The following is a 25,676-nucleotide window of genomic DNA, read 5'->3' as shown; positions in this document are numbered from 1 at the left end:
CATGCCCGAAGCGCTGCCCATCGAGGGCCTGTTGCGTGAACTCGCGCCGCAGGTCCTCGGCACATTGGTACGCCGATTCGGCGATTTCGACACCGCCGAGGACGCGCTGCAGGAAGCGATGCTCGCGGCGGCGACCCAATGGCCCGCCGATGGGTTACCAGATAATCCGCGTGGTTGGTTGATTCAGGTCGCGCAGCGGCGGATGGCCGATGTGGTGCGCGCCGAGGTGGCTCGGCGGCGCAGGGAGACAACGGTTTTCGAGCGCGACGTGCCCGATGCCCAGGCCATCGAGCGTGACGACACGCTGGCCATGTTCTTTCTCTGCTGCCATCCCGCGCTGTCGTCCGCGAGTGCCATCGCACTGACATTGCGTGCGGTCGGCGGGCTCGGCACAGCGGAAATCGCCAATGCCTTCCTGCTGCCGGAAGCGACCATGGCACAACGGATTACGCGTGCGAAGAAGAAACTGGCCGCCATCGACCGCCCGTTCGCCAGGCCCGGTGATGCGCAATGGCACGAACGGCTCGGTTCGGTACTGCATGTGCTGTACCTGATCTTCAACGAGGGACACACCACCACTGCGGGCCCCGACCTACAGCGCACCGACCTCTCGAATGAGGCGATCCGACTGACCAGGTCGATCCATCGACTGCTCCCCGACGACACCGAGGTCACCGGCCTGCTGGCGCTCATGCTGCTCACCGACTCACGGCGCGCCGCACGCACCGGAACCCACGGTGAATTGATTCCGCTCGCCGAACAGAACCGCGCACTCTGGGATCGCAAGCTGATCACCGAGGGCATCACCTTGACGACCAGCACCCTCGCCTCCGGCCTCACCGGCCCCTACCAGATCCAGGCCGTGATCGCCGTACTGCACGCGCAGGCGCTGCGTGCCGAAGACACCGACTGGCGTCGAATCCTGGCCCTGTACAACATGATCGAGCGCATCTCGAAGAACCCGATGGTCACCCTCAACCGCGCCGTCGCCACCGCGATGGTGCACGGCCCCGCCGCCGGACTCGAACTCGCCGACACCCTCGAAGACCAGTTGGCAGGCAACCACCGCCTCAACGCCGTCCGCGGCCACCTACACGAAATGGCAGGCGATTTCGCCGCCGCCATCAGCTGCTACACCTCGGCCGCCAACCACACCACCAGCATCCCCGAACGCGACTACCTAACCCTCCGCGCCGCCCACCTCCGCCATCAAACCTGATCCGACAGCGTCGGGATTAGACGATTACCACAGGCAACCATCGCATACAGGGAGGCCAATCCTCACGCGGCCTCGCGGCACGCTCTGCGTCCTGCCTTACGAGATCCAGATTCCGACTTCAATCGCCGAGAAAAAGCCTCCAAGAAAATGCGAGAGTTCGTCATCCCTTGCTGTGTCCGAATTTCGTCGCACTACCCGGCGGTCCCCACTTCCTCGGCAACCTGATGACGCTCGATCGCCTCGAAGATCCCGATGTCGGTCTGCTGTTGCCACTCAGGCAGCTCGTTCCACGGTGCGACGTAACCTGGCTTCGGATCCGGAATGCGTGCGTAGATTTGGCCGATCCAACAGATCGCGACGAACTGGCCTTTCAGTTCGGGACTCAATCGAGCAGCAGCACCGTTGGTAGCCTGAATGAAGTCGACAACCTGACGGTAGACGGCAGCCGCACTGGCGCGTTCCCACTCCGGCGTACTTTCCCACGGGGCGATATAGCTGTCCTTCGGCGTACCCGGATAGTGGTTGGTGACACCGGTAATCCACGCCTCCCGAAAAACCTTGCCGCCGTGATCGTTGTCGCTGCTCAACCGTGCTCTCCTCGCTAGTATCTGGGTGACGCCGTCAGCGTAGCGATCTGGTGTTCAAGGTGGTCGATGTGCCGGTCGCCCCGCATTCCTGACAGTCGCTGACTGAACTGGTCGAGCCGTCGCCCTATGTAGCCGGATCGCGTACGACGAGCGATGTCGACAGCGGCTCCGCCGTACCACGCTGCCTGCACTGGATCATCACGCAGCGCCCCCGCCGCGGCAAGGTCGATCAGGACGCTGGCACGACGACGGACTGACAGTGGCCGGTCCAGTAGGGGAATGAGAATATGTTCGGCGCGTTCCGGTCGGTCTAATCGGACAAGACAACTGGCGTGCTCTTCATCAATCCGATCACCGGAGAAACGTAACCACCCGATCGAGGACGTAGCGGACAGGTCAAGGACACCTCGCGCCGTGTCGAATGCCCGCTCGCACCCATACGCATCACCCAGCCCGGCCAGGATCTGCGCGTGGACACTTGCTATCCATTGGCTCGTTGGCAGCGAACTATCGCCGCGGCGTGCGACGCCCGCCGCGTGTTCGACAAGCGGCAAGGCGTACAGCGAGGACCGTCATGGCGGCAACGACCACCCGCACCACAATGCCCACGCTGATCGCGCAATTGCCAATGTCCATCCACCGTAGGACTTTCGTAAAACCCGCATGCATTGATTGCTACCTTCGACCTGTGAGCCGAACCCAGTGGATTATCCATGGCGAGCACCTCGTCGACGAGAACCGCCACATCCGACTGTCCACCGTTGATGTCGAACTGCCCGACGGCGTTAGGTTCACGCAGTACGTGGCGCGCATGCCGCAGTGCGCGATGACCCTGGTACTGAACGACAAGCGCGAGGCGTTGTTGATGTACCGGCATCGGTTCATCATCGACCGATGGGTGTGGGAACTGCCCGGGGGCTATGTCGACGGCGCCGAGGACGTTGCGCTGGCGGCTGCGCGGGAAGTCGAAGAGGAGACCGGCTGGCGGCCACGCACGATGGAACACCTCGTCACTTACCAGCCAGCGATCGGCACGCTCGATCAGCCGCAGTTGATCTACCTCGCCGACGGCGCCGACCTGACCGACAAGCAGCCGGACATCAACGAGGCCGAGCAGATCGAGTGGATCCCGCTACCGGATGCGGTCGCGATGATCGACCGCGGAGAGATTGTCGGCGCCGCGACTGTCGTTGCGCTGTACCGCGCTATCAGTCTGTCGCCTTAGTGACGGCGAGCACGCGCCGACGGAAGTCTGCGACATCGTCGAGTTCGTCGTGTAGCGCGAGGCGAAAGCGGACCTCGCGAAGGTAGGAGTAGCTGCGCCGGGACTCGAGGCTGCCCGTCAGATCGAGCGCCTCGTTGCCGATGCGGACCGCCTCATGTGGATCCGTGTCCGCAACGGCGGAAGCCAGCAGGCACAGGTTGAATGCCCGCCCTCGCAGATAGCCGTCGGACATGTCCAGGGATTGCTCGGCGTAGCGGGCCGCCCGGGCGAGGTCGCCGAGATCCCGGAAGCAGTGGGCGGTCTTGGCCGATAGGTACGCGCCATCGAAGTAGTCCAGCCATTCCGGCCGACCGGAATCTCCACGGCCGAACGCGCGCTCGGCGGCGTTCAAAGATGTCGCGCAGGAAGATTCGTCCCGCCGCGAGGCGTGACCGTGCGCCTCGACCATCAGGCACTCCGACTCCAGTGCGGCGAGGCCGGCGTTGCGGGCTGCCATTTGCGCCGCCCGAGCGAGGTCGACGGCGTCGCCAGGACGGCCGACGTAGGTCGCCTGGTGGCTCATCGCCGCGAGGATCTCCGCGCCGAGGCCGATGTCGCCCGCAGCGCGCGACATCCTCAACGCCTGTATGAGATAACGCTGTGCGAGGCCGTGTTCCTCGAGATCGTAGGCGGCCCAGCCTGCGAGCTTGGTGAGTTCGGCTGTAGTCGCGAACAGCTGTCGTCCGATGCGTTCGTTGTAGCTGCCGCGTAGCAGCGGAGCGACAGAGCTGTGCAGGTATTGGACGATCGTTGACCGCACCTTCCCGCCGCCGACCCGGTTGTCGAGGTCCCGGAACGCGGTTGTCATGGTCCGGACCGCATCGACGTCGCTCTGTCCGATCCGGCGATATCCAGCCGAGACAGGGTGCTCGGGTCCTGGCAAAGTCAACCATCGCATTGAGGCGGCTGGGTAGACCGCTACCGCATACGACGCGCCGACCAGGAACCGCCTGCGCTCCACATCACTCCTCCACAACGCAGTCGCCGAAGCGGTCGCCTCCGCGAGACTCAAAGAGAACTCGAGTCCGAGATCGGCTGCCTCACCCCTCATCCCACAGTCGGCAGCGGTGACCCGCCGCCCTGCCACCTCGGTAAGACACTCCGAGATCAAGTCAGGCCCGGGCGGATTGGGTTGCTCGCCCGCCAGCCACCGCCCTACCGAGGTGTGGTCGTAGCGCAACTCAATACCGACCGCGCGGCCTCGCTCGACAACTCGGCGAGCGAGCGCTTTATTCGGTAGGCCTGTTTCCTCGAGCAGCTCGGCGAGCTGCATGTTGGGTTGCTTGGGCTGCCGTCCCATTTCAGAAGTTTGGCACGCGAAACGCCTTGCACGCCACGAATTCACAGCCGCGCACACCCCCTGTGCACACACCCGCCCAGGCTGCACGCCTTACGGCGAGCCACCCGCTCAGCGTTTTCTTGATCCGGGCACCCAGCGCCGGGGTGATGCCTGAGAGCCCTCGGCGCCGGGCGGCCTGCCAAAACCCAACGAACCCAAGGCGGTACAGCCAAATGCCGTTCAACCCGCAAGATTCGCGGCGTCACGGGCGAGGCAACCATGCCTATTCCACACTGCCGCAACGCGATCCTTTCGTCGGCCCACCCGGTACCTACCGCGGCGCATCGGCCGATTTGATCGAGTTATTCGCGGATGCCGTCCGTCGATGGGGAGACCCACCCAAAGAAACATCCTTGTGTCGAGATGTCGCGTCCCCGGCACCGGTGACCACGAACGAAACGGGGTGATGCCAGATGGCGCTTGCTGAGCCCCAAGCGAAACTCTGCCCCCGCTGCACCTATGAGGATGCCGAGCCGGACACCGGCATTTGCCAGTGCTGCACCGCCGATATCGAGCGCACAAGCAGTGCAACTGCTATCGCGCTACGCGACGCCAACGCCAGAACCGATCGCCCGGCGGGCTGGTTGCAGCGCGAAGACGGATCATGGGCGCCAGTTGACGACCACGGGTATGTCGGACAGACATTCACATTCGCATCCGATGACCACCGCGAATTCGACGAACACGCCGTGATCACCGTCGAGCCGATCTCGACTGACGACGCGGAGGTCGACTAGCTATGACGACCACCGGAATTGTTTGCGCCACAGTCGCCGTGGTTTCGACGCTGGGCATCGTGCTGTTCTACGTACTCCCGTACCTCATCGACCGCCCGATCCACGTTGACGGTGAACGCCCCAGCACGGAAATACTCGCTCGCATCGCTCGCGACCGGTGCCACCGTGCACCGGACCATCCGTACAGCGTCGATGAAGCGCGCCGCGTATTCCGTCAGCGCATCGACTGCGACGCCGACTCATGCGGTGCAAAACATGAAGCGTTCTGGACTCTGGTCGACGCGGGGGCGCTCCGACCGAGCTCACGCGTCGATCGCTAGGACAAGTTTGGCAGACAAGGGGACAACATCAGCGATCAGATTACGAATCCGAGTCTCGATATCGGAGCGCGCCCTTGGTTAATGAGATGAGACACTGTTCCGACGGACTCCGAGTGCAAGATTGTTCTTGATCGAATCGAAGAGGGAGAAAAGGTATGGGCAGCGGGGACCAGATCGGGATGGATTTCGATGATGTCGACCTGACGCCGGTCGAAACTCCGGCACCACCCGGACCGCCGGAATGGGTTCGATGGTTCCGACAGATGGATGCACGGCTGACCACATTCACCACTGAGACAATTCCTGGTCTGCCACAACCGATATGGTCGGAGCCTGCGATGGATCGCATAGAGGCAGTGTTCTTCGATTTTCTACCAGATGAAGCATCGGTTACCGACCCCGCCAATGCTGATATCGCCGATCAGTTCGTCCGTTGGACCGGCGAATGCTTCGTCCGCGCATCCGGATGGCAGTGGTGCACCGTGCCCGACGCTCGTGCCCGTGGCGGGCTGTACCGAGATTTCGGTCCGGCCGTGCGTGGATACGACGACGACCCCGACCCCTTGTTCATCGTTCCGCTGCTGAAAGCAGCCACTCACAACGACTTCGGCGAAATCCGGTACCGGTTCGGTGGCTGACGGCCCACTTTTGTTAACCGATCCGATGCACGGGGGGCTGGGTCATGTCCGCAGACGACGCGCGCCGACGAGAAGATGCTAAGTACTTTCACTGGGGCGGCGCTCATTCGCGAGGTGAGACACCCGAACGTGGCTGGCGTCAGGAACAGGAGGTGCCCACGCCGGGCGGCACGTACCGGCGGATGGATTCGTCACGGGAGGTCGATCCGTCCGACAAGCGCTTCACCGAATACAAGTCCGGTCAGATCTCCGGCAAGACGAGCCGGGAACAGGCAGATAAGGATATTTATCTGGTTCGGGACCAGGGATGGTCCGGCCAGTGGGTGAGAGTCGAGAATGAGCGGTTCGACCCCGATATCCGCCAGCCGCTCGAGAAGTTGGCGCGGGACTTTCCGGATCGGTTCCAAATCGTCACGGTGACCAGAAAACAGCGGACTCAATTCATTGAGTTGGGTAGGCAATTGGAACGTGATGCGCCGCAGCTGGAATTGTTCGATGCGACTCAATTGCGGGAACAGCATAAGGCGCGGCAACAGGCGGCGCGGGACGCGCGGTTACGCGAGCAGCGGGCGCTGGATAAAGCGCCACGCGAAAAAGAAAGGCAGGCGCTCGAAAGAGTCGACCTGGTCAAGAAACGGGACACTCGAGCACGTGTGCAAAGCGAAGCCCGTGTCGCCGATAAGGCCCAGCAGAAAACAGCCAAAAGCAGAGCGCTCGAGAGGGACCCTGAGGAGCAAGCACGCACCCGAGAAGATAACCGGGACAAGGCGAAACCGCCCGTCGTCGCCAAAGTACGCGCCGACCCCACCCCAAAGACGAAGGACGCCCGCGAACGCGCAGAAGCGAACGCGCGGGAGATGGCGGATAACATCGGCCTCAACCTCGGCAATGCGCAGGCAGAGCAAGTGCAGGCCATCCTGCGAGAAGGCCGCGAGAGTAAGGACGTTTCCCGCGAGATCGAACCCACACGGAGCCAACAGCCCCCGGCACCGCCACCCGCACCACAGCGGACATGGGAGCAGGAACGTGAGCACGCCCGCGCCCTAGCCAGGGAGGCCGGGCTATCGCCGCAGATCATGGGCATTCTGGGGCTCAATACCAACAATCCACCGAAGATGATCGATGTCGGCCAGGCACGAACGCAGGCTGACTCGGAACGGGATCGATCGATACACCAGCAACGCGAACGCGAACGCTCCGAGCGTCAGCGGGAAGGTCGCTACCGAGGCGACTAGCGCGAGCGGGGAAGGCCCACGAGAGGGCAGGGCCATCGAGCTGACCCACAGCCTGGCTGTCCGACATCGCGGCGGTCTACAGCGTGCATCGACGCAACGCTGCACCCCACTGGACCCGCCGCCCTGTGCGCGCCAGAGCGGCAGTAGGCGGCAGACTGCTCGGTGTGGCAGGCAAATTCAGTGCTGGGATTCTGTTGTTCCGTCGGAGTTCCGGTGAGACCGAGGTGCTGATCGGGCATATGGGTGGGCCGTTCTGGGCGCGTAAGGATGCGGGGGCCTGGTCGATCCCGAAGGGTGAGTACGAGCCGGAATACGAGAGTGCCGAGGTGGCAGCGGCGCGTGAGTTTCTCGAGGAACTCGGGCTGCCGGTGCCCGAAGGTGAGCGGGTGCCGTTGGGAGAGGTCCGCTACGGCAGTGGCAAGTCCGCCAAGAACCTCACCGTCTGGGCCGTCGAGGGCGATCTGGACCCGGCCGCGGTGGTCCCCGGCACATTCGAGATGGAATGGCCGCCCAAATCCGGTCGCCTCGCCACCTTCCCGGAAATCGACCGCGCCGAATGGTTCGACCTCACCACCGCGCACGACAAACTGGGCGCGGGCCAGCGCCCCTACCTCGACCGATTAGCCGAACGCCTCACTTGACCGCACCTACCCAGCGAACGACCCGCCTCAACTGCGGCCCCCACCCGCTGGCGCTGGAACGCCGTACAGCAACCGGACACCCGGCACCCGTGTCAGCAGTCAGGCAACCCACGCACGGAGGGCTCGGACACCGAGAGGGGCGCCCCATAGCCAGAGGACGCGGCACTCCAGATGCTGCCTGGTAATGAGTCTGTACGTCTCCACGTACTTCTGACGAGCGGCCTCGATGAGTTCGGCGGGATCTCCGGCCCCAGGCACGGCCATCCGTGTAGCAATCGGGCACCCCGTATAGGGAGGCGCCCGGCCCTGAGACAGGGTAACGGTCAGCGGGAGGAGCCGCCCCAACTCTGCCCGGTGATGAGCTCGTATGCCTCGATGTACTTCTGCCGAGCGGCCTCAATGACTCGGCGGGATCTCCGGCCCCAGGCACGGCCATCCGTGTAGCAATCGGGCACCCCGTATAGGGAGGCGCCCGGCCCTGAGACAGGGTGCCCAGTAGCTAGTCGCCCTAACGGTCAGCGGGACGCGTCGCCCCAGCTCTGCCCAGTGATGAGTTCGTAGGCCTCGATGTACTTCTGCCGAGTGGCATCGACGATTTCGGCGGGGATCTCCGGCCCCGGGTATTCCTTGTTCCAGCCCGTGGACGTGGACCAATCGCGGACGAACTGCTTGTCGAAGGAGCGCTGCGGACGCCCCGGTTCCCATTCGGCGCCGGGCCAGAAGCGGGAGGAGTCGGAGGTCAGTACCTCGTCACCGAGAGTGAGAACGTCACCGTCCCAACCGAATTCGACCTTGGTGTCGGCGACGATGACGCCGCGCACGGCGGCGTGCGCGGCACCGCGGGTGTAGATCCGCAGGGTCAGCTCGCGCAACTGCTCAGCGACCTCGCGGCCCTCCTGATTCACCACATCCGCGAAGGTGATGGGTTCGTCGTGGCCCTCGGAGGCCTTGCTGGTCGGGGTGAAGATCGGCTCGGGCAGCTTGTCGCCATCGCGCAGACCCGGCGGCAGTGCGATGCCGGAAACCGTCCCGGTGCGCTCGTACTCCTTCAGCCCCGACCCGGTCAAATAGCCGCGGGCGATGCATTCGACCTGCAGCATCTTCAGCGGCTTGACCCGGATGCCGCGACCGGCGAATTCCGCGGGCACATCGGTCGCCGAGACCACATGGTTGGGCACGTCGGTGAAGTATTCGAACCACCAGTTCGACAGTTGGGTAAGCAGTGCGCCCTTATCCGGAATCGGCGTCGGCAGCACCACGTCGTAGACCGATACCCTGTCCGACGCCACGAGCAGCAGGGTGTCGCCGTCCTCGTAGAGGTCGCGCACCTTTCCGGCGTGGATGTGCTTCACGTCGCAGCTCCGATCCTGGTCGATAGGGTTTATGGGAAAAAGTCCCGCGCGGGCAACCTTACCGAGGTGGCATTGTGGTGAGTGCTGTGCCCGCCGGGGGCCGCCCGTGCACGTTCTTCGAACCACGAAGGAGTCCAATGTCCGCACCGAACCTGACTCGCGACCAGGCGATCGAACGCGCCTCGACAGTGCAGGTCGAGAACTATCGCATCGAGCTCGATCTGACCGACGGCGCGGGACAGCCGGGCGAGCAGACCTTCTTCTCTCGCAGCACGGTCACTTTCACCGCGACCGCGGGCGCGAGCACATTCATCGATATCGTCGCCCGCGGGGTCCGCTCCGCCGTGCTCAACGGCACGCCGATCGACATCGCCGACTACGACGAAGCCAAGGGCATCGCCCTCAACGGTCTGGCCGAGCGCAACGAACTCGTCGTCGAAGCCGACTGCGAATACTCCAATACCGGTGAGGGCCTGCACCGCTTCGTCGACCCCACCGATGACGCGGTCTACTTGTACTCGCAGTTCGAAACCGCCGATGCCAAGCGCATGTTCGCCTGCTTCGATCAGCCGGATCTCAAGGCCACCTTCGATATCAGCGTCACCGCCGCGCCGAGTTGGAAGGTCATCTCCAATGGCGCCGCGGTCGATACGCTCATCGCCGATCCCGGCAAACACCTGTTCCGCACTACGCCGCGGATGAGCACCTATCTGGTCGCGCTCATCGCCGGCCCATACACGGAATGGACCGACGCCTACACCGACGATCACGGCACGATTCCGCTCGGCATCTACTGCCGCGCCTCGCTCGCCGAGCATATGGACGCGCAGCGCCTGTTCACCGAGACCAAGCAGGGCTTCGGCTTCTACCACAACAACTTCGGTGTGCCGTACGCCTTCGGCAAGTACGACCAGCTGTTCGTCCCGGAGTTCAATGCGGGCGCGATGGAGAACGCTGGCGCCGTTACGTTCCTGGAGGACTATGTCTTTCGGTCCAAGGTGACCCGCGCCTCCTACGAGCGGCGCGCCGAGACCGTCCTGCACGAGATGGCGCACATGTGGTTCGGCGATTTGGTCACCATGAAATGGTGGGACGACCTGTGGTTGAACGAGTCGTTCGCGACCTTCGCCTCGGTGCTGTGCCAGTCCGAGGCGACCGAATACACAAGTGCCTGGACCACTTTCGCGAATGTGGAGAAGTCCTGGGCCTACCGGCAGGATCAGCTGCCCTCCACCCACCCGATTGCCGCGGACATCCCGGACCTGCACGCCGTCGAGGTCAATTTCGACGGAATCACCTATGCCAAGGGCGCTTCCGTACTCAAGCAGCTCGTCGCCTACGTCGGTCTGGAACCTTTCCTCGCCGGTCTGCGTGCCTACTTCACCGAACACGCCTACGGCAACGCTACTTTCGACGATCTGCTCTCGGCCCTCGAGCAGTCCTCCGGCCGTGATCTGTCCGGCTGGGGTGCGCAGTGGCTCAAGACCACCGGCCTGAATATCCTGCGGCCGGACTTCGAGGTCGATGCCGAGGGCAACTTCGCCTCGTTCGCCGTGGTGCAGGAGGGCGCAGTACCCGGCGCGGGCGAACGCCGCGTCCATCGCCTCGCCGTCGGCGTCTACGACGATCAGGACGGAAAGCTGGTGCGCACCAAGCGCGTCGAGCTCGATCTCGATGCCGCCGAGCGCACCGACGTTCCCGAACTGGTCGGTGTGCCGCGCGGCAAGTTCGTGCTGGTCAACGATGACGACCTCACCTACTGCTCGGTCCGCCTGGATGCCGATTCGCTCGACGTGCTGGTGAACCGCATCGCCGATATCGCCGAACCACTCCCCCGCACGCTGGCATGGTCGGCCGCCTGGGAGATGACCAGGCAGGCCGAATTCCGGGCCCGCGATTTCGTCGCACTGGTCCAGCGCGGTATCGGCGCCGAGTCCGAAATCGGTGTGGTGCAACGACTCCTGATGCAGGCCAACACCGCGATCGGCAACTACGCCGATCCGGAATGGGCCACCACCACCGGCTGGCCCGAGTACGCCAACCGACTGCTCGAGCTCGCCCGCGAGGCCGAGGCCGGTTCGGATCACCAACTCGCCTTCGTCAACGCGCTCACCGGCGCCAAGCTGTCGGCATGGCATACCGAGGTGCTGGGCGAACTGCTCGACGGCGATCCGGCAAAGGTCGGCCTCCCCGGTCTGATCGTCGATACCGATCTGCGCTGGCGGCTCATGACCGCGCTCGCCGCCGCCGGTGAGATCGACGCCGACGGTCTGGCCACCCCCACGATCGATGACGAGTTGTCCAACGATCCGACCGCGGCCGGTAAGCGCCATGCCGCGGCCGCGGCGACGGCCCGTCCGATCGCCGAGGTGAAGGAGCAGGCCTGGACGACGGTGATGTCCGACGATTCGGTCCCGAATATCACCGCCCGCTCGATTGTCGGCGGCTTCGCCCCCAATGGCCAGGGTGAGCTGCTGACGCCCTACGTGGAGCGCTATTTCGCCGAGGTTCCCGGCGTCTGGGAGCGCCGCTCCAGCGAGGTCGCTCAGACCGTAGTCGTGGGACTCTACCCGGCGTGGGCGATCAGCGAGGAAGCTGTCGCGGCGGCGGACAAATTCCTCGCCGATGACCATCCGCCGGCCCTGCGCCGTCTGGTGAGCGAGGGCAAGGCGGGCATCGAACGCTCACTGCGCGCCCGCGCCTTCGACGCCCAGGGCTGAAGGTTCTCGCGCGACTGAGACGGGGCGTGCCATCCATCGTGATGCGCATGCCCTGTTCACGGTTCGACAGCCGAAACGCAATCGGCGCGTCCACCTCAGCGGTGAACGCGCCGGAGCACGCGAAGTGCGACTGCTGGATCAGCGACCGATGGCCGCGGCCATCACGCGAACCGCGGAGACCAGACCGTCGATGAGCTGCCCCTGCCGGAACGAGCTCAGTGCGGCGGTGACGCCGAGCTGGCAGACGCGGTCATTGGCGCGATCGGCGACCTCGTGGCCGGAGCGCACCTCGATGGCCTTGTCGTTGGGCGAAACCGCGATGAGCACCGAACGCGCGGCCTCGGGGGTCCCGGGGAAGACCGCGTCCGCACCGGCGGCCGGATCCGCGCCGAGATCGCCGATGTAGATGTTGAAGCGCACCTTGGTCGCGCGGGTCGCCTCGGTGAGCACATTGTCCATGACGAGCCGCTCGTCATCGCTGAACGGGGCTTCCTTGAACACCCCGCCGGCCTCGTGCACACCCGAGACACGGCCGCTGCTCGTGACCACCGAACCGTGCGGCAGTTCGGATTCGACTACCGCGGGCCATTTAGAACTTGCCACTTGCCCGTCCTCCGATCAGCTCCACCGGGGTGGATTCGATTGCCGCATGATGCCTATGCGACGACTCAGGATCGTCGTAATGACCCAATCCGGTCACCTCGTCGGTCGCACTCCACAGCACGGCAGGCTGGGTCCACTTCTGACCGAGGTCGAAGTGGACCGGCTTCTCGCCGGGCAGTGGCTTGCCGAGATACGACAATCCGGCGATCGCGCCGTAGATCACCAGCGGGATGCCGAGGAAGATCAGCACCGTTTCGAGAATGCTCATGACCGCGCCTCGCTGACGCTCGGCTCCGTCATGCGCATGGCGCGCTGGCACATGGTTCGCTCGCTTCGCTCACTCACGGGACTAAAGGTAGACGATCCTCTGTAGTAGTTCGCGCTCTGGTCGAACTCGTGTTGTCCCGCACGACCGCGCCTCGTGGCACTGGGCTGCGTCGTGCGCGATGCGCGCTGTGGCTTCGGTTCGCTCGCTCACACCAGCCACGCAGCGGCATTCGCGGGCAATTGTCCGTTCACCGAGGGGGCGCTGGCGAGCAATACATCGCCCGGTGGCAGCGAGATCGGCTCGGGCGAGGCATTCAGTACGCAGACCAGTCCACCGGGTCGCCGGAAGGCGAGACAACCCGCGGGACTGCCGTACCACTCGAGCCGCGGACCCGCGAATTCCGGTCGGACACCGCGTAATTCGATTGCCAAGCGGTACAGCGACAGGGTGGAGCCCAGCGCCTCCAACTGCGCCTCGACCGACGACGACGCCCACTCCGGCGGCATCGGTAGCCAGGACTGCGCGGCCGTGGTGAAGCCGAACGGCGGCGCCGTACCCTCCCACGGAATCGGGACCCGACAGCCGTCGCGTCCGCGTTCGGTATGTCCGGAACGCTCCCAGACCGGATCCTGCAGCACCGTCTCGGGCAGATCGTCCACATTCGGCAGCCCGAGTTCAGCGCCGTTGTAGATGAAGACCGCGCCGGGCAGCGCCAACTCCACCATGATCATCGCCCGGGCCCGCGCCACCCCGATCGGACCGCCGCCGTACCGGGTGACCTCACGCTCGATGTCGTGGTTGGACAGGGTCCAGGTTGGTGCGGCGCCCACCGGCGCGACGGCCGCGAGCGAATTGTCGATGGCCGCCCGCACGGTGTCGGCGTGGAATTCCGCCTCGGCGAGGCGGAAATTGAAGGCCAGGTGCAATTCGTCCGGACGGACGTACTCGCCGAAGCGGGTGTTGTCATCGACCCATACCTCACCGATCGAGACCGCGTTCGGATACTCGTCGAGCACCTTGCGGATGCGGCGGTGGATCTCGTGTACATCGGGATGGTTGAAACGGGGATCGCTGTCGTCGTGCACGAGCATCTTCGTATCGACGCGTTCCATATCGGGCAGGCCGTCCGGTTTGGCCATGCCGTGGGCGACATCGAGGCGGAAACCGTCGACACCGCGGTCGAGCCAGAACCGCAGCGTTTGCTCGAAATCGGCGGCCACCTCGGGGTTCTGCCAGTTCAGATCCGGTTGCTCACGCGCGAAGATGTGCAGGTACCACTGGCCCGGGGTGCCGTCGGGCTCGGTGATCCGGGTCCAGGCGGGTCCGCCGAAGATGCTCGGCCAGTTGTTCGGCGGCATGGCGCCGTCGGGTCCGCGGCCGTCACGGAAGATATAGCGCTCGCGTTCGTGACTGCCGGGTGCGGCGGCCAGTGCCGCGGCGAACCACGGATGCTGGTCACTGGTGTGGTTGGGCACCAGGTCCATGGTGACCTTGAGATTGCGGTCGTGGGCCTCGCCGATCAGCTCGTCCATCGCCGCGATACCACCGAAGAGCGCGTCGATATCGCGCGGATCGGCGACGTCATAGCCGCCGTCGGCCATCGGCGAACGCATCACCGGACAGATCCAGAGCGCGTCCACCCCGAGTAGTTCGAGGTAGCCGAGCTTCTCGCGAACTCCACCGAGATCGCCGATCCCGTCACCGTTGGAGTCCGCGAAGGATCTCGGATAGACCTGGTAGAACACGGCCGACCGCCACCAAGGTTGGGCGGTGCGATCCACCGACGCCGGCACGGCAGGTGTATCAGTCACATCCGCAATAGTGCCAAAGATTTTCGGTAAATTCGCCCAGGCTCAACTGTGTTCTTCGACATCCGGCAAATTTTCAGCGTTGCACAACCTGAATCGAAACCCTAGGGCTGACCCCGGACCGGGCGAAATGATCTCACCAAGCCGCATTCATCAGCGAATTTGCCGCCATCTCCAAATAGTCGAGCAATGCCTTGCGATGTTCGTCATCCAGAATTTCCGGTTCGATTTCCGCCACGCCGATGCGCATGCAGCGCAGCCACGCGTCGCGCTCCACCGGACCGATTTCGAACGGCATATGCCGCATCCGCAGCCGCGGGTGCCCACGTTCGTCGGAGTAGGTGCGCGGCCCGCCCCAGTACTGCTCCAGGAACATGCGCAGGCGCCGCTCGGCCGGTCCGAGGTCCTGCTCCGGATACAGCGGGCGCAGCACCTCGTCGTCTGCCACCTCGCGATAGAACGCCGCGACGATGCGCTGGAACGTCTCCGCCCCGCCGATCGCCTCGTAGAACGACGTGGCTGTCTGCTCGCCGGAAGTCATCGAATCCTCTCGATCGGGGCCTGGCTGTTGTTTCGTGCGACGCAAGCGATCGCTGCTGATCCTTTCGAGCGACCACGCAAGCGATCGCTACGGCCGCCGTCCATTGTGCCCGCGTTACGAACGGGCGGCCCTTCAACCACAGTTCATCCGACATTGTGCGAAATCACCGTGCAATAGCAGGCGTTCCATGGTCAACTGGGTGGCAGTCTCTGCCGAGATACCACATGATCTTGATGACGAAGAAACCGGGGTCACCATGAAGCAGCGGCACGGCCGATCACATGAGGCCAGGACGCACCGACAACTCCAGCCCGCCGACGTCCACAATCGTGGGTCGGGGGCTACTCCGCTGCACATCTTGTCCGACCACCATCCGGGTGCCCATCGCACCGGTGAGCCTGCTCACCACATTCCACACCTCACGTCCGTCCAGAACGAGGCCGCCAACTGGTTGAAGCGCCGGGTGCTGCTTCTGAATGCCACCTACGAGCCGCTCACCGCCTTGTCCGCGCGCCGCGCCGTCGTACTTCTCATCTGCGATAAAGCCGACACCGTCCACCACGATCCCGAGGGTTCGGTAGTGCACTCCGCCGAATCCGCCGTCACGATTCCCTCCGTCATCCGGCTGCGCAGCTATGTACACGTGCCCTATCGTGCGCGCGTCCCGATGACCCGCGCCGCCCTCATGCACCGCGACCGCTACCGCTGCGGCTATTGCGGTGGCAAGGCGGAGACCATCGACCACGTCATCCCGCGCAGCCGCGGTGGTGAACATTCCTGGGAGAACTGCGTAGCGAGCTGCGCGCCGTGCAACCACCGCAAGGCCGATAAGCTGCTCAGCGAGTTGGGGTGGACGTTGCGTTCGCCGCTGGTTTCGCCGAAGGGTCCGCATTGGCGGCTGCTGTCCACGACCGCGGAACTAGATCCGGTCTGGTTGCAGTACCTCGGCGAAGGTGCTGCCTGAAGCTCGCGGGCACGATCCAAGGGCCTGCGCATGATCTCGACGAACAACGCAGCCCGACGCCCGTGGGCACGATCCGAGAGGCACATGCATAGCCTCGACGTCAACGCCACCCATGCAGCATGGCCCGAAAAGTGTCGACGGCACGCCAATTCTGACGACTTCTCGGCACGCCGCGCCGTGCTCATTTTTGCCGTGCCGTCGACAAAAGGCACGCGCATAACCGCGACGACAACGCCGCGTGACACCCATGCAATGGCCCGAAAGGCACGCGCATAACTTCGACGACAAGGCGGCCCGACACCCGTGAGCACGATCCGAGAGGCACACCAATAGAACTGGGCGACAAGGCAGCCCGACGCACGTGAGCATCATCCAAGACGCACACCATCCGCGTCCAAGTGGTCGCGACCGGCCGCGCCGAGCAGACCGAGCGGGCGACAGCGCAGCTGACACCCGGAGGCAGGAGGCCCGAGAGACACGCGCATGCACCTTGGCGTGATATTGCGTGCCCCGAGATGTTCGGATCAGCTGGCCGGGAATCACGTGTATTCGACGACCAGCGTTGCCCAGGTGTCGGGTTCGAGCGCCTCGAAGACGTGCGGTGCGTCGCCCGGATAGGCGATGTAGTCGCCGGCCGCCAGTTCGACCGGCGTGTCGATCGGGCCGACAAGCGCGCGTCCACTGGCGAGAAGTACATGCTCGACCACGCCGGGGATGTGCGGCACTGATTTGCGCGCATGGCCCGGTTCAGCGGTGATCCGGAACAGATCGCGGCGTGAGTTGGCCGGACCGGCTGCCAGCAGTGTCGCGCGGTACTCGGACTCCGCGGCCGCGACCACCGGTCCCTCGCCCGCGCGGATGACATGAACGGTGGGACGAGGCGGATCGAGTAGCCGCGAGAAGGGCATGTCCAGGGCCACGCACAGCGCCCACAAGGTCTCGAGGCTCGGATTGCCGGTACCGGATTCCAATTGGGAGAGTGTGGATTTCGCTACACCCGCGCGGTTGGCGACCTCGGTGAGCGATAGCCCGGCGCGGGTGCGCTCGCGGCGCAGGGCAGCGGCGATCACCGCCTGCGGCGTCGTCGGACTCTGCTCCATTTCCGCTCCCGTTGACTAGAGGGATGGCCGGCCGGGGTGTGAGTACAGCTGACCGCCCAACAGCGAACCATATTGACGAATCGTCGCGCCATGTTCACTATGAGCTACATGCGTTCGATATGGCGAACACTCGATCGGGACACAATCTCCGGAATCGCGGCGGTACTGCTCGCGGTCGGGCTGATCGGTGTTTCCTACGGCGCGACAGCTGTCACCTCCGGCTTTCCACTTTGGGTACCGATTGCGCTCGGGATCGTGGTGCTCGCGGGCGGTGCGGAGTTCCTATTCATCGGCATCATGGCCGCCGGTGGCAGCCCCATCGCGGCGGTACTGGCCGGATTGCTGGTCAATGCCCGGCATGTGCCATACGGGCTGTCGGTGCCCGACGTGGTCGGCACCGGGTGGCGGCGGCGCATCGGCGTACATGTCATGAACGACGAATCCGTCGCACTGGCGCTGGCCCAGCCCGATATGGCGCGTCGGCGGGCCGCGTATTGGGTGAGCGGTTTGGGTGTGCTCATTGCGTGGCCGGGTGGTGCGGCGATCGGCGCGTTGATCGGCACAGTGGTGCCCGATACCGGTGCGATCGGGTTGGACGCGGTGTTCCCTGCGGTGTTGTTATCGCTGATCATGCCTGCGCTACGAGCACGCGGCACCTTGCGCGCCGCGCTCATCGGTGCTACCGCCGCCGTGGCCAGCGCGCCGTTCTTGCCTGCGGGAATGCCTGTGCTGGTTGCGCTTTCCGGACTGTTCTTCGCCATCTCGAAGCGGGATGGCGAAGAGCCGGGCGAGGCGCAGAAATCATGATCAAGCGAACCGGCACGCAGCCGAGCGAGGCGCAGCGATGAGCACTCCGGTCCTGCTGGTGGCCATGTCGGCACTGTCCGCCGGAACCTACGCCTTCCGTTCGTCGGGCCCGGCGCTACGCAATCGCATCCGCTTCCCGGAGCGAGCGACAAAGCTCCTGGAGATCGGCGCGGTCGTCCTGCTAGCCGCTATGGTCGCCATCACCACCCTGCCCACCGGCTCCGGCAATCTGGGATTCGCGCTTCCCGCAGGCGTTCTCGTCGGCGGACTTCTAGCCTGGCGCGACCAGCCCATGCTCGTGGTGATCCTCGCCGCAGCAGCCACCACAGCCGTCCTGCGTCTGCTCGGCGCGTCCTGACACCCATGCCACCGGTCGACACTGGGACCCGATCGGCCGCTCTCCTTCTCGGGATGATCCCCGCCGTGACGAGCGCCCACAACAGATACGAAGCCTGAGAAGGGTTCGCTGAGCGCGGGTTAGCCGGGGACGGGTACGGAGTACCGCCACCTTGACGCGCACACCCACAACAGACGCGAAGCCCAGGAACGATCGAGACCGCAGACCAGCTAGCAGGCAAACAGGCCACCGCCAGCTCGACACATACCCACAACCGACACAAAGCCCAAGAACGATCGAGACCGCAGACCAGCCAGCAGACAACAGGCCACCGCCACCTCGACGCACACCCACAAAGCCCAAGAAAGATTGAGAGCGCGGACCAGCTAGCGAGCGAACGGAAACCGCCAGCTTGACGCGCGCCCGCAACGGGCGCGAAGCCAGAGTAGGGATCGGCAGCGCAGGCTAGCTCGGGGTAAGGGAGATGCCGCCACCTTGACGGCGAGCGACGGATCCGTATCGAGCATCGAGACGCAGCCAGGTCCTGGTGGCGCGTACGCGCACGATCTCGGCGGACGGGATGCGGCGCGGATCCGCCTTATCACCGGAGTGTGGAATGAAATCCATTGCGGTGAGTGCGAATACCACGCGCATCGGAACCTGCACCCGAACCTCGGCGGCGGATACCGTGAGTACCGTCTGGTCCAGCAAAGAGGAGGGCGGGCCGTGATTGCTGCCGTGCTCCTTGGCCAGTGCCGCACCCTGTTCGGCGAGCTCAACGAGGGTGCGCGCGGGCACATCATCTACATGTTCGAAACCGACATCCGGTGGCAGCGCACCACGCCAAGCCGAATCCATCGAGTAGCCGAGATCAATCGGACTACCGGACGGCAAACCGGCCAGCACCAGGTCGGCGCCGACGGTTACGTCATCGACGCCGAGTTCGGCGACCACGGTACGCGCCGCGAGCGCCTCGAAACCCGTTGCCACCCATGCGGATACATACCGTTCCCCGCGACGGCGCATGCGCACCACCGCCGCGGGATCCAGTCGAATGGCCCGGCTCAGAAAGGTCGCCAGGTTCTCCCGCTCGGCCGGATCGGAAACCTCGAGGACGCGCTGTCCCGACATCAGTGCTCCCACATCACCCCATCGCGGGCGCCGCCACACGACGACCGCAGTCCGCCACCAACCGCTACACGACCGCCTGCAACCATCACCATACGAGCCGATTCGGACCGCTGCTCGACGGCCGAAGCCAGCCATTACCGCCCAGCGATCCGAATCCGCCGCCCGAACGAGCCGGGCTGTCGCTCACTCTTTCCACTCGGCGAGGTAATCCCGCTCGGAATCGGTGAGCCGACGCAGGCGCTGCGAGCGCATATCGAAGGCCGCGATCTGGGTGGAGGCGATCACCGCGGGCGGCGAGTCCGGGGCCGTGCCATTGGCCCGGACCTCGTAACCGATGGTGAAGTCGACCGCACGCAGCTGCTCGATCCACATGGCGATATCGAGCGGGGTGTCCTCGTGACGCAACTGGCCGCGGTAGCGGACTCGGAGATCCGCCAGCACACAACCCTCGCGCAACGGCGCGGTCGGGCGTCCGTCCTCGAACAGCCACGGGATCCGCGCCTCCTCCAGCAGCGTCACCATGCGGGCATGGTTGACGTGTTGGAACACGTCCATGTCCGACCACCTGACGTCTACCTTGGCGTGGAAGCGCTTGGGCAACAGCAGGCTGCCACCAAGCGCCCTCCCATTACCGTTGAGCGAACTGGTCAACGCGGTACCTCCGATTGGGCGCCCACCCCGCTCACCATGCTTCGCACTTGCCGCGCCGCAACCGACAGCGTGGCGAGATCGTGGGTTCCGGACTCGAACAACTCCGACAGCGCGGCCCGAGCACGTCCGAGCCGGGACTGGTTTTTCGACTCCCAGTATGCAATCTTTTCGTCCGCTGTCTCCTCCGGGTCGCCCCCGGAGAGCACGTCGAGGGTCAGCGAGCGCAGCGATCCGTACATATCGTCGCGCAGTGCGAGTCGGGCCAGCGCATGCCAGCGATCACCGCGTTCCAGGTGGCTGACCGCCTGCAACAGCCAATCAATCTTGAGGTGATCGTTGAGCGCGTAGTACAGCGAGCCGACCTCCTCACCGCTGCGATCGGTGATATCTGCGATATCCAACACATCGAGCAGCGGGAACAGATTCAGCAGCCCGAAGACCTCGGTGGCGAGGTCGGTCGGCGCGCCGCGGGCGATCACTTCGGCGGATTGATCGGTCAGCGTCGCGACATGATGTCCGCGCAGCCAGCCCGGCACCTTCGGGGCCAGTTCCCGCACGCCCCGGCTGTACCGATTGATCTCCGCGCCGACCGCGATCGGCTGCGGGCGGTTGCTCAGCAACCAGCGCGAGGCGCGGTCCAGCGTCCGCTTGGTCTCCAGTTCGAGTTCGTCGCGCACCGACACCGCGGCGTCGGTGGCCCGGATCCGCGCCCACATATCGTGCAGATCGAAGATCTCGCTGGCCGCCGCGAATGCGCGCACGGCGTCGGTCGAGCTGGCGCCGATCTCCTCGCTCAGCCGATGGGCGTAGGAGATGCCGCCGTAGTCGACCATCTCGTTCACCACCATGGTGGTGGTGATCTCGCGACGCAGTCGGTGCCGCTTGATGGCGGTGCCGAAGCGCTCGCGCAGCGGTGTCGGGAAGTACGCCGGCAGCCGAGTGGCGAAGTACGCGGTATCCGGCAGATCGGTTTCGAGCAGATCGGCCTTGAGCGAAAGCTTCACGTGTGCCATGAGATTGGACAATTCCGGGGAGGCGAGACCAGAGCCCTCTTCGAACCTGCGCTTGATCTCCACCTCCGATGGCAGCGCTTCCAGCTCGCGATCCACCCCGCGACGCGCCTCCAGATCCTCGATGAGCCGCTGGTGCACATTCAGCATCCGGGGCGCCTCGGCCCGGGAGATGCCCATCAGGAAATTCTGGGAGACGTTGTCCTGCAACACCATCTGGGCAACCTCATCGGTCATCGAGGCGAGCAGCGGATTGCGTTCGGCCTCAGGCAGTACGCCCGCGCTGACCACACCATCGAGCAGCACCTTGATATTGACCTCGTGGTCGGAGCAGTCGACACCGGCCGAGTTGTCCAGTGCGTCGGTGTTCATCTTGCCGCCGTTGCGGCAGAACTCGATTCGGCCGAGTGCGGTCGCACCCAGATTGCCGCCCTCGCCGATCACCTTGACCCGCAATTGATTTCCGTTGACGCGCACCGCGTCATTGGACTTGTCGCCGACCTCGGCGTTGGTCTCGGTACTCGCCTTGATGTAGGTGCCGATACCGCCGTTCCACAGCAGCTGCACCGGCGCGAGCAGGATCGCCCGCACCAGTTCCGGCGGTGACAACGCGACCACATCGTCGGCCAGCCCCAATGCCTTTCGCGCCTGCGGGCTGATCGGCACCGACTTCACGGTGCGATCCCAGACGCCACCGCCGGTGCTGATCAGCGAGGTGTCGTAATCGGCCCAGGACGAGCGCGGCAATGCGAACATCCGCTGCCGCTCCCGGAACGACGTGGCCGAATCGGGATCAGGATCCAGGAAGATGTGCCGGTGGTCGAAGGCGGCGACCAACCGGATGTGCTCGGAGAGCAGCATGCCGTTGCCGAACACGTCGCCGCTCATATCTCCGACGCCGACCACGGTGAAATCGGTGGTCTGCGTGTCGATATCCATCTCCTGGAAGTGGCGTTTCACGCTCTCCCATGCGCCCTTGGCGGTAATGCCCATCGCCTTGTGGTCGTAACCCGCCGAACCACCGGAGGCGAATGCGTCACCGAGCCAGAACCCGTAGCGCTGGGCCACATCGTTGGCGATATCGGAGAAGGTCGCGGTGCCCTTATCGGCGGCGACCACCAGGTAGGTGTCATCGGCGTCGCGCCGGATCACCCGCTCGGGCGGCAGTACCGCACCGGTCGCGCGGTCGACATTGTCGGTGACATCGAGCAGACCGGAAATGAAGGTCCGATAGCATTCGACGCCCTCCGCGCCGAGCGCCTGCCGATCCGCGGTCGGATCACCGGTGGCCGCGGGCGGCTGCTTCACCACGAATCCGCCCTTGGCGCCGACCGGCACGATCACCGCGTTCTTCACCGCCTGTGCCTTCACCAGACCCAGGATCTCGGTACGGAAATCCTCCAACCGGTCCGACCAGCGCAACCCGCCACGCGCCACCGGACCGAAGCGCAGATGCACGCCCTCCACCCGCGGCGAGTACACGAAGATCTCGAATTGCGGCCTCGGCTTGGGCAATTCGGCGATTTCGCGCGGTTCCACCTTCACCGAGATGTACCCGCGCGAATTGCCCTTGGCGTCGGTCACGTAGTAGTTCGTCCGCAGCGTCGCCTTGACCAGCGACAGGATCGCACGCAGGATCCGGTCGGCGTCCAAGCTGACGACCTCATCGATGCGACCGCGGACCCGGGTCTCCAATTCGGCGGCGTCTTCGGCCGATTCGGTATCCGGATCGAACCGCGCCGCGAACAGATCGACGAACAGTCGCGCGATATCCGGATAGGCGAGCAGCACCCTGGTGATATTCGCCTGGCTGTAGGGGAAGTCGGCCTGCTGCAAGTACTTCGCGTACATCCGCAGGATCGATACCGCGCGCCACGTCAGGCGGGCGCGCAGCACGAGTTCATTGAGCCCGTCGGCTTCGGCACGCCCGAACCAGACCGCTTCGAAGGCCTCGGTGAACCGGTCGTGCAGGCCCCGTTCCTCCGATTCCAGCGCATCGGCTCTGGCCGAGGATTCCAGCAGTTCGGCGTCCAGATCCCGGTCCAGCGAACTGCGCAGCAGTTCCGGGCGAGCCAGCAGGCCGAAGTCGTAGATCCAGCGTTCCCCGCCGTCATCGCCGAGCACCGGATCCAACAGAATCTGATACGGCCGCTCGTCGACCACCTCGACGCCGAGGCTCTGCAACACCGGCAGCACCTGGCTCAGCGAGATGCCGCTGCCGCCGATGTAGAGGGTGAACCGCCACGAACCCGGCACCGAATCCGCGCGGCGATACAGGTGTTGGTCGATGGACCCCGCGGCAAGTCCCTCCAGCCGAGCCACGTCGGCCAGCGCGCGCTCGGCGGCGAAATCCTGTTTGTACGCCTCCGGGAAGGACTCGGCGTAGCGCTGCACGACGCCGGGATCCAGCACGGTCGAGGTGCTCACCGCATCGTTGAGGCGGTCTTCCCAGGTATTCGTCGCCTCGGCGAGCAGGCTCTGGATGCGCAGCCGATTGGCCTCGGAGGTGTCGGCTTGGGCCACCGATTCGTGCGGCAACCCAAGTTCGGATTCCGGCATGCGCACCGTGAAATACACACTGGCCAGCTCGCTCTCGCTGACCCGCGCGGAGTAGTCGATGGAGACGCCGCCCAGTTCGCGCACCAGGATTTCCTGCATCTCCAACCGCACCCGCGTGGTGTAGCGATCCCGAGGCAGATAGACCAGGCACGCGACGAACCGCCCGTAGCCGTCCGAGCGCAGGAACAACCGAACCTGTCGGCGCAGACCGACATTCAGTACCGCGGTCGCGGTGCGACGCATGGTCTCGGCATCGGAGGAGAACAGTTCGGTGCGCGGGAACGACTGGATGACCTCTAGCATGGCCTGCCCGGAGAAGGAATCCAGGTCGAAGCCGCTTTCTTCGATCACCGAACGCACCCGGCGCTCGATCACCGGGATATCCAAGACGTTCTCGTGCACCGCGGTCACGGTGAAAACACCGATGAACACGTGCTCGCCGACGATCGTGCCGGACTCGTCGAAGTCGGCGACGCCGATGAAGTACGGGTACACCGAGCGGTGCACGGTGGCAGGCACCAGGCCCTGGGTGAGCATGAGCAGCGGGCCGTCGCCGGCGTTGATCGGCACCCGGAAGTCGGTGCCGACATCCGGACGCAGCACGCCGAGGCAGGTGCCGGGCAGCGGGTTCGAGATCGTCTGCCCCTGGTCGGCGCTGATTCGGTATCGGGCATAGCCGAGCACGGTGAAATTGCCACTGGCCAACCAGCGCAACAGATTCGCGGTATCGACCAGATCGATATCGGAGAACGGCGCGTGGCCGGATTTCGCCGCCACCTCCAGCTCATCGGCGAGGTTGCTCTGCACCTGTTTGATGGCCTCGGTATCGCCGATGACCTGACGCACGTCCGCGACCACATCCGGCATGGACTGCTCGATCCGGTCCAGCAGTGCCCGACTGGTCGAGGGATGCAACTGCAGGTGCATCCACGATTCGCGCAGGCCGTCGGTGCCATTGCTGTCGACCTCATGCGGTGCGGCGCTGATCAGCCGTCCGTCCGGATCGCGCGTCACCTCGAAGATCGGGTGGATCACCTCGCTCACGCTGACGCCCATCCGGCTCAGCGACGAGGTGATCGACTCCACCAGTAGCGACATATCGTCGGTGACCAATTGCACCGCCGCGCCGAGGCCGGAGCCGTCGTCAGGGTGGTAGACCCGCACCAGCGCCCGCCCGACGGGGCGAGTCATCGCGAGTTCCATATGCCGCCGGAAGATCTGAGTGATCCCGGTGATCGCACAGTCCACATCGCCCGCGTCGACGTGGCGGAAATACGCCTCCTCGAGGGTTGCGAGTTCGCCGCGCAGCGACTGCGGCAAACTCGCGGCCCACGCCGCACTGGACAATTCGGACGAGACCGTCATTTTTTCGCCAACTCCTCGGATTCGGTTCCGCAACAAAGTGACGCCGGTCCGAGAGTAGCTGTGCCGTGCTGACGCGTGGGTGAAATCCCTTCCAAATGCAGGGTGTTCACCAATACCGCAGCGTTCGCCGCTTGATTGCCGAGGTCGATGGTCCCGGCACAGCACCCGATCGGACCGGCGACGTCAGGTAGACGCAATCGCGGTGGTAGCGACCCAATGCCCGGACTGCGCCTGCACATGCACGTTCCCCACCATAGTCAGATCTTTGGAAGGGCGTGTGTCGACCGCATTTCCTTCGATGAAGACGCTGCGCGGTGCCTGTTCGCCGCAATTCCTTCGGCAGAACGACCGTTCAACGTCGTCATGCACAGAGTCGATCGCCTCCGTGCCGTTCCGCAACCCGCTGCCCCCGCAGCAGCAACGGTCTTCTCGAACAACTCGCCGCGGCAACAGGTCTGCCCGGCCACGACCGAATGGTCG

At 64.8% G+C, this 25,676-nt stretch carries 21 protein-coding genes; 10 read left to right on the top strand and 11 right to left on the bottom strand.

What is annotated here, in order from left to right:
• The first annotated feature begins 1 nt into the window (after position 1).
• The gene (locus ACQP2U_RS08420; protein ID WP_433714149.1) at positions 2–1,219 is read left to right on the top strand and encodes an RNA polymerase sigma factor; all 1,218 of its coding nucleotides are present in this window, start codon (positions 2–4) and stop codon (positions 1,217–1,219) included.
• 191 nt (positions 1,220–1,410) lie between these two features.
• Here the strand turns inward: ACQP2U_RS08420 and ACQP2U_RS08415 are convergent, their stop codons facing one another.
• The gene (locus ACQP2U_RS08415; protein WP_433714148.1) at positions 1,411–1,806 is read right to left on the bottom strand and encodes a hypothetical protein; all 396 of its coding nucleotides are present in this window, start codon (positions 1,804–1,806) and stop codon (positions 1,411–1,413) included.
• Positions 1,807–2,494: 688 nt separating this feature from the next.
• On the opposite strand from ACQP2U_RS08415, the gene ACQP2U_RS08410 reads away from it, so the two are divergent.
• Positions 2,495–3,031, top strand: coding sequence for an NUDIX hydrolase (locus ACQP2U_RS08410; protein ID WP_433714147.1), 537 nt, complete (start codon positions 2,495–2,497; stop codon positions 3,029–3,031).
• Here ACQP2U_RS08410 and ACQP2U_RS08405 read toward each other — a convergent pair.
• The gene (locus tag ACQP2U_RS08405; RefSeq protein WP_433714146.1) at positions 3,015–4,370 is read right to left on the bottom strand and encodes a hypothetical protein; all 1,356 of its coding nucleotides are present in this window, start codon (positions 4,368–4,370) and stop codon (positions 3,015–3,017) included. The two genes, ACQP2U_RS08410 and ACQP2U_RS08405, sit on opposite strands and share 17 nt — an antisense overlap.
• 452 nt (positions 4,371–4,822) lie before the next feature.
• Between ACQP2U_RS08405 and ACQP2U_RS08400 the strand changes: the two genes are divergently transcribed.
• The 4 genes from ACQP2U_RS08400 (at position 4,823) to ACQP2U_RS08385 (ending at position 7,980) form a co-directional block, all read left to right on the top strand.
• Positions 4,823–5,146 (top strand): hypothetical protein, encoded by a 324-nt coding sequence (locus ACQP2U_RS08400; RefSeq protein ID WP_433714145.1) that lies wholly within the window; start codon positions 4,823–4,825, stop codon positions 5,144–5,146.
• A 475-nt stretch (positions 5,147–5,621) separates the two neighbouring features.
• Complete coding sequence (locus ACQP2U_RS08395) at positions 5,622–6,104, top strand: hypothetical protein (RefSeq protein ID WP_433714144.1); 483 nt, start codon at positions 5,622–5,624, stop codon at positions 6,102–6,104.
• Positions 6,105–6,148: 44 nt separating this feature from the next.
• The gene (locus ACQP2U_RS08390) at positions 6,149–7,339 is read left to right on the top strand and encodes a hypothetical protein (protein WP_433714143.1); all 1,191 of its coding nucleotides are present in this window, start codon (positions 6,149–6,151) and stop codon (positions 7,337–7,339) included.
• Between the two features lie 164 nt (positions 7,340–7,503).
• Positions 7,504–7,980, top strand: coding sequence for an NUDIX domain-containing protein (locus tag ACQP2U_RS08385; RefSeq protein ID WP_433714142.1), 477 nt, complete (start codon positions 7,504–7,506; stop codon positions 7,978–7,980).
• 515 nt (positions 7,981–8,495) lie between these two features.
• Here ACQP2U_RS08385 and ACQP2U_RS08380 read toward each other — a convergent pair.
• Positions 8,496–9,332 (bottom strand): phosphoribosylaminoimidazolesuccinocarboxamide synthase, encoded by an 837-nt coding sequence (locus ACQP2U_RS08380; protein WP_433714141.1) that lies wholly within the window; start codon positions 9,330–9,332, stop codon positions 8,496–8,498.
• 137 nt (positions 9,333–9,469) lie between these two features.
• Between ACQP2U_RS08380 and pepN the strand changes: the two genes are divergently transcribed.
• Complete coding sequence (pepN, locus tag ACQP2U_RS08375; protein WP_433714140.1) at positions 9,470–12,052, top strand: aminopeptidase N; 2,583 nt, start codon at positions 9,470–9,472, stop codon at positions 12,050–12,052.
• A 138-nt stretch (positions 12,053–12,190) separates the two neighbouring features.
• Here the strand turns inward: pepN and ACQP2U_RS08370 are convergent, their stop codons facing one another.
• The 4 genes from ACQP2U_RS08370 to ACQP2U_RS08355 all read right to left on the bottom strand — a co-directional run bounded on the left by ACQP2U_RS08370 (position 12,191) and on the right by ACQP2U_RS08355 (position 15,272).
• A complete protein-coding gene (locus tag ACQP2U_RS08370) occupies positions 12,191–12,655 on the bottom strand; it encodes a DUF5130 domain-containing protein (protein ID WP_433714139.1) in 465 nt (154 codons plus the stop codon).
• Entirely contained in the window at positions 12,642–12,923 is a 282-nt protein-coding gene (gene ctaJ, locus ACQP2U_RS08365) for an aa3-type cytochrome oxidase subunit CtaJ (protein WP_433714138.1), read from the bottom strand. Before ctaJ ends, ACQP2U_RS08370 begins: the two co-directional genes overlap by 14 nt.
• A 206-nt stretch (positions 12,924–13,129) precedes the next feature.
• Positions 13,130–14,734, bottom strand: a complete 1,605-nt coding sequence (locus tag ACQP2U_RS08360) for a glycoside hydrolase family 13 protein (protein ID WP_433714137.1) — start codon at positions 14,732–14,734, stop codon at positions 13,130–13,132.
• Positions 14,735–14,867: 133 nt separating this feature from the next.
• Entirely contained in the window at positions 14,868–15,272 is a 405-nt protein-coding gene (locus ACQP2U_RS08355; RefSeq protein WP_433714136.1) for a globin, read from the bottom strand.
• Positions 15,273–15,528: 256 nt separating this feature from the next.
• Here ACQP2U_RS08355 and ACQP2U_RS08350 point away from each other — a divergent pair, with 256 nt between their 5' ends.
• On the top strand, positions 15,529–16,236 hold the full coding sequence (locus tag ACQP2U_RS08350) for an HNH endonuclease (protein WP_433716405.1): 708 nt from the start codon (positions 15,529–15,531) through the stop codon (positions 16,234–16,236).
• 539 nt (positions 16,237–16,775) lie between these two features.
• Here the strand turns inward: ACQP2U_RS08350 and ACQP2U_RS08345 are convergent.
• Positions 16,776–17,336, bottom strand: a complete 561-nt coding sequence (locus ACQP2U_RS08345) for a helix-turn-helix domain-containing protein (RefSeq protein WP_433714135.1) — start codon at positions 17,334–17,336, stop codon at positions 16,776–16,778.
• Positions 17,337–17,444: 108 nt separating this feature from the next.
• Between ACQP2U_RS08345 and ACQP2U_RS08340 the strand changes: the two genes are divergently transcribed.
• Together ACQP2U_RS08340 and ACQP2U_RS08335 are read left to right on the top strand one after the other, a co-directional pair.
• On the top strand, positions 17,445–18,143 hold the full coding sequence (locus ACQP2U_RS08340) for an AzlC family ABC transporter permease (RefSeq protein WP_433714134.1): 699 nt from the start codon (positions 17,445–17,447) through the stop codon (positions 18,141–18,143).
• Positions 18,144–18,180: 37 nt separating this feature from the next.
• On the top strand, positions 18,181–18,501 hold the full coding sequence (locus ACQP2U_RS08335; RefSeq protein ID WP_433714133.1) for an AzlD domain-containing protein: 321 nt from the start codon (positions 18,181–18,183) through the stop codon (positions 18,499–18,501).
• A 444-nt stretch (positions 18,502–18,945) separates the two neighbouring features.
• Here ACQP2U_RS08335 and ACQP2U_RS08330 read toward each other — a convergent pair whose 3' ends face one another.
• The 3 genes from ACQP2U_RS08330 to ACQP2U_RS08320 all read right to left on the bottom strand — a co-directional run bounded on the left by ACQP2U_RS08330 (position 18,946) and on the right by ACQP2U_RS08320 (position 25,196).
• On the bottom strand, positions 18,946–19,611 hold the full coding sequence (locus ACQP2U_RS08330) for a hypothetical protein (protein WP_433714132.1): 666 nt from the start codon (positions 19,609–19,611) through the stop codon (positions 18,946–18,948).
• A gap of 183 nt (positions 19,612–19,794) precedes the next feature.
• Positions 19,795–20,217 (bottom strand): acyl-CoA thioesterase, encoded by a 423-nt coding sequence (locus tag ACQP2U_RS08325; RefSeq protein WP_433716404.1) that lies wholly within the window; start codon positions 20,215–20,217, stop codon positions 19,795–19,797.
• A 41-nt stretch (positions 20,218–20,258) separates the two neighbouring features.
• Positions 20,259–25,196: an NAD-glutamate dehydrogenase gene (locus ACQP2U_RS08320; RefSeq protein ID WP_433714131.1), complete on the bottom strand. Its 4,938-nt coding sequence runs from the start codon at positions 25,194–25,196 to the stop codon at positions 20,259–20,261.
• Positions 25,197–25,676 lie beyond the last annotated feature (480 nt).

It is taken from the genome of Nocardia sp. CA-084685, assembly GCF_050955785.1.
Lineage (GTDB): Bacteria > Actinomycetota > Actinomycetes > Mycobacteriales > Mycobacteriaceae > Nocardia.
The sequence above is the reverse complement of the archived record's forward strand: the minus strand, read 5'-3'. Positions and strand labels throughout refer to the sequence as shown.

What these genes read in the sequence shown, in the direction of transcription:
- ACQP2U_RS08420 (WP_433714149.1), top strand. Translation starts at nt 2, where the DNA reads ATGCCCGAAGCGCTGCCCATCGAGGGCCTGTTGCGTGAACTCGCGCCG.
- ACQP2U_RS08405 (WP_433714146.1), bottom strand. Translation starts at nt 4,370, where the DNA reads ATGGGACGGCAGCCCAAGCAACCCAACATGCAGCTCGCCGAGCTGCTC.
- ACQP2U_RS08400 (WP_433714145.1), top strand. Translation starts at nt 4,823, where the DNA reads ATGGCGCTTGCTGAGCCCCAAGCGAAACTCTGCCCCCGCTGCACCTAT.
- ACQP2U_RS08395 (WP_433714144.1), top strand. Translation starts at nt 5,622, where the DNA reads ATGGGCAGCGGGGACCAGATCGGGATGGATTTCGATGATGTCGACCTG.
- ACQP2U_RS08390 (WP_433714143.1), top strand. Translation starts at nt 6,149, where the DNA reads ATGTCCGCAGACGACGCGCGCCGACGAGAAGATGCTAAGTACTTTCAC.
- pepN (WP_433714140.1), top strand. Translation starts at nt 9,470, where the DNA reads ATGTCCGCACCGAACCTGACTCGCGACCAGGCGATCGAACGCGCCTCG.
- ctaJ (WP_433714138.1), bottom strand. Translation starts at nt 12,923, where the DNA reads ATGAGCATTCTCGAAACGGTGCTGATCTTCCTCGGCATCCCGCTGGTG.
- ACQP2U_RS08355 (WP_433714136.1), bottom strand. Translation starts at nt 15,272, where the DNA reads ATGACTTCCGGCGAGCAGACAGCCACGTCGTTCTACGAGGCGATCGGC.
- ACQP2U_RS08350 (WP_433716405.1), top strand. Translation starts at nt 15,529, where the DNA reads ATGAAGCAGCGGCACGGCCGATCACATGAGGCCAGGACGCACCGACAA.
- ACQP2U_RS08345 (WP_433714135.1), bottom strand. Translation starts at nt 17,336, where the DNA reads ATGGAGCAGAGTCCGACGACGCCGCAGGCGGTGATCGCCGCTGCCCTG.
- ACQP2U_RS08340 (WP_433714134.1), top strand. Translation starts at nt 17,445, where the DNA reads ATGCGTTCGATATGGCGAACACTCGATCGGGACACAATCTCCGGAATC.
- ACQP2U_RS08335 (WP_433714133.1), top strand. Translation starts at nt 18,181, where the DNA reads ATGAGCACTCCGGTCCTGCTGGTGGCCATGTCGGCACTGTCCGCCGGA.
- ACQP2U_RS08330 (WP_433714132.1), bottom strand. Translation starts at nt 19,611, where the DNA reads ATGTCGGGACAGCGCGTCCTCGAGGTTTCCGATCCGGCCGAGCGGGAG.
- ACQP2U_RS08320 (WP_433714131.1), bottom strand. Translation starts at nt 25,196, where the DNA reads ATGACGGTCTCGTCCGAATTGTCCAGTGCGGCGTGGGCCGCGAGTTTG.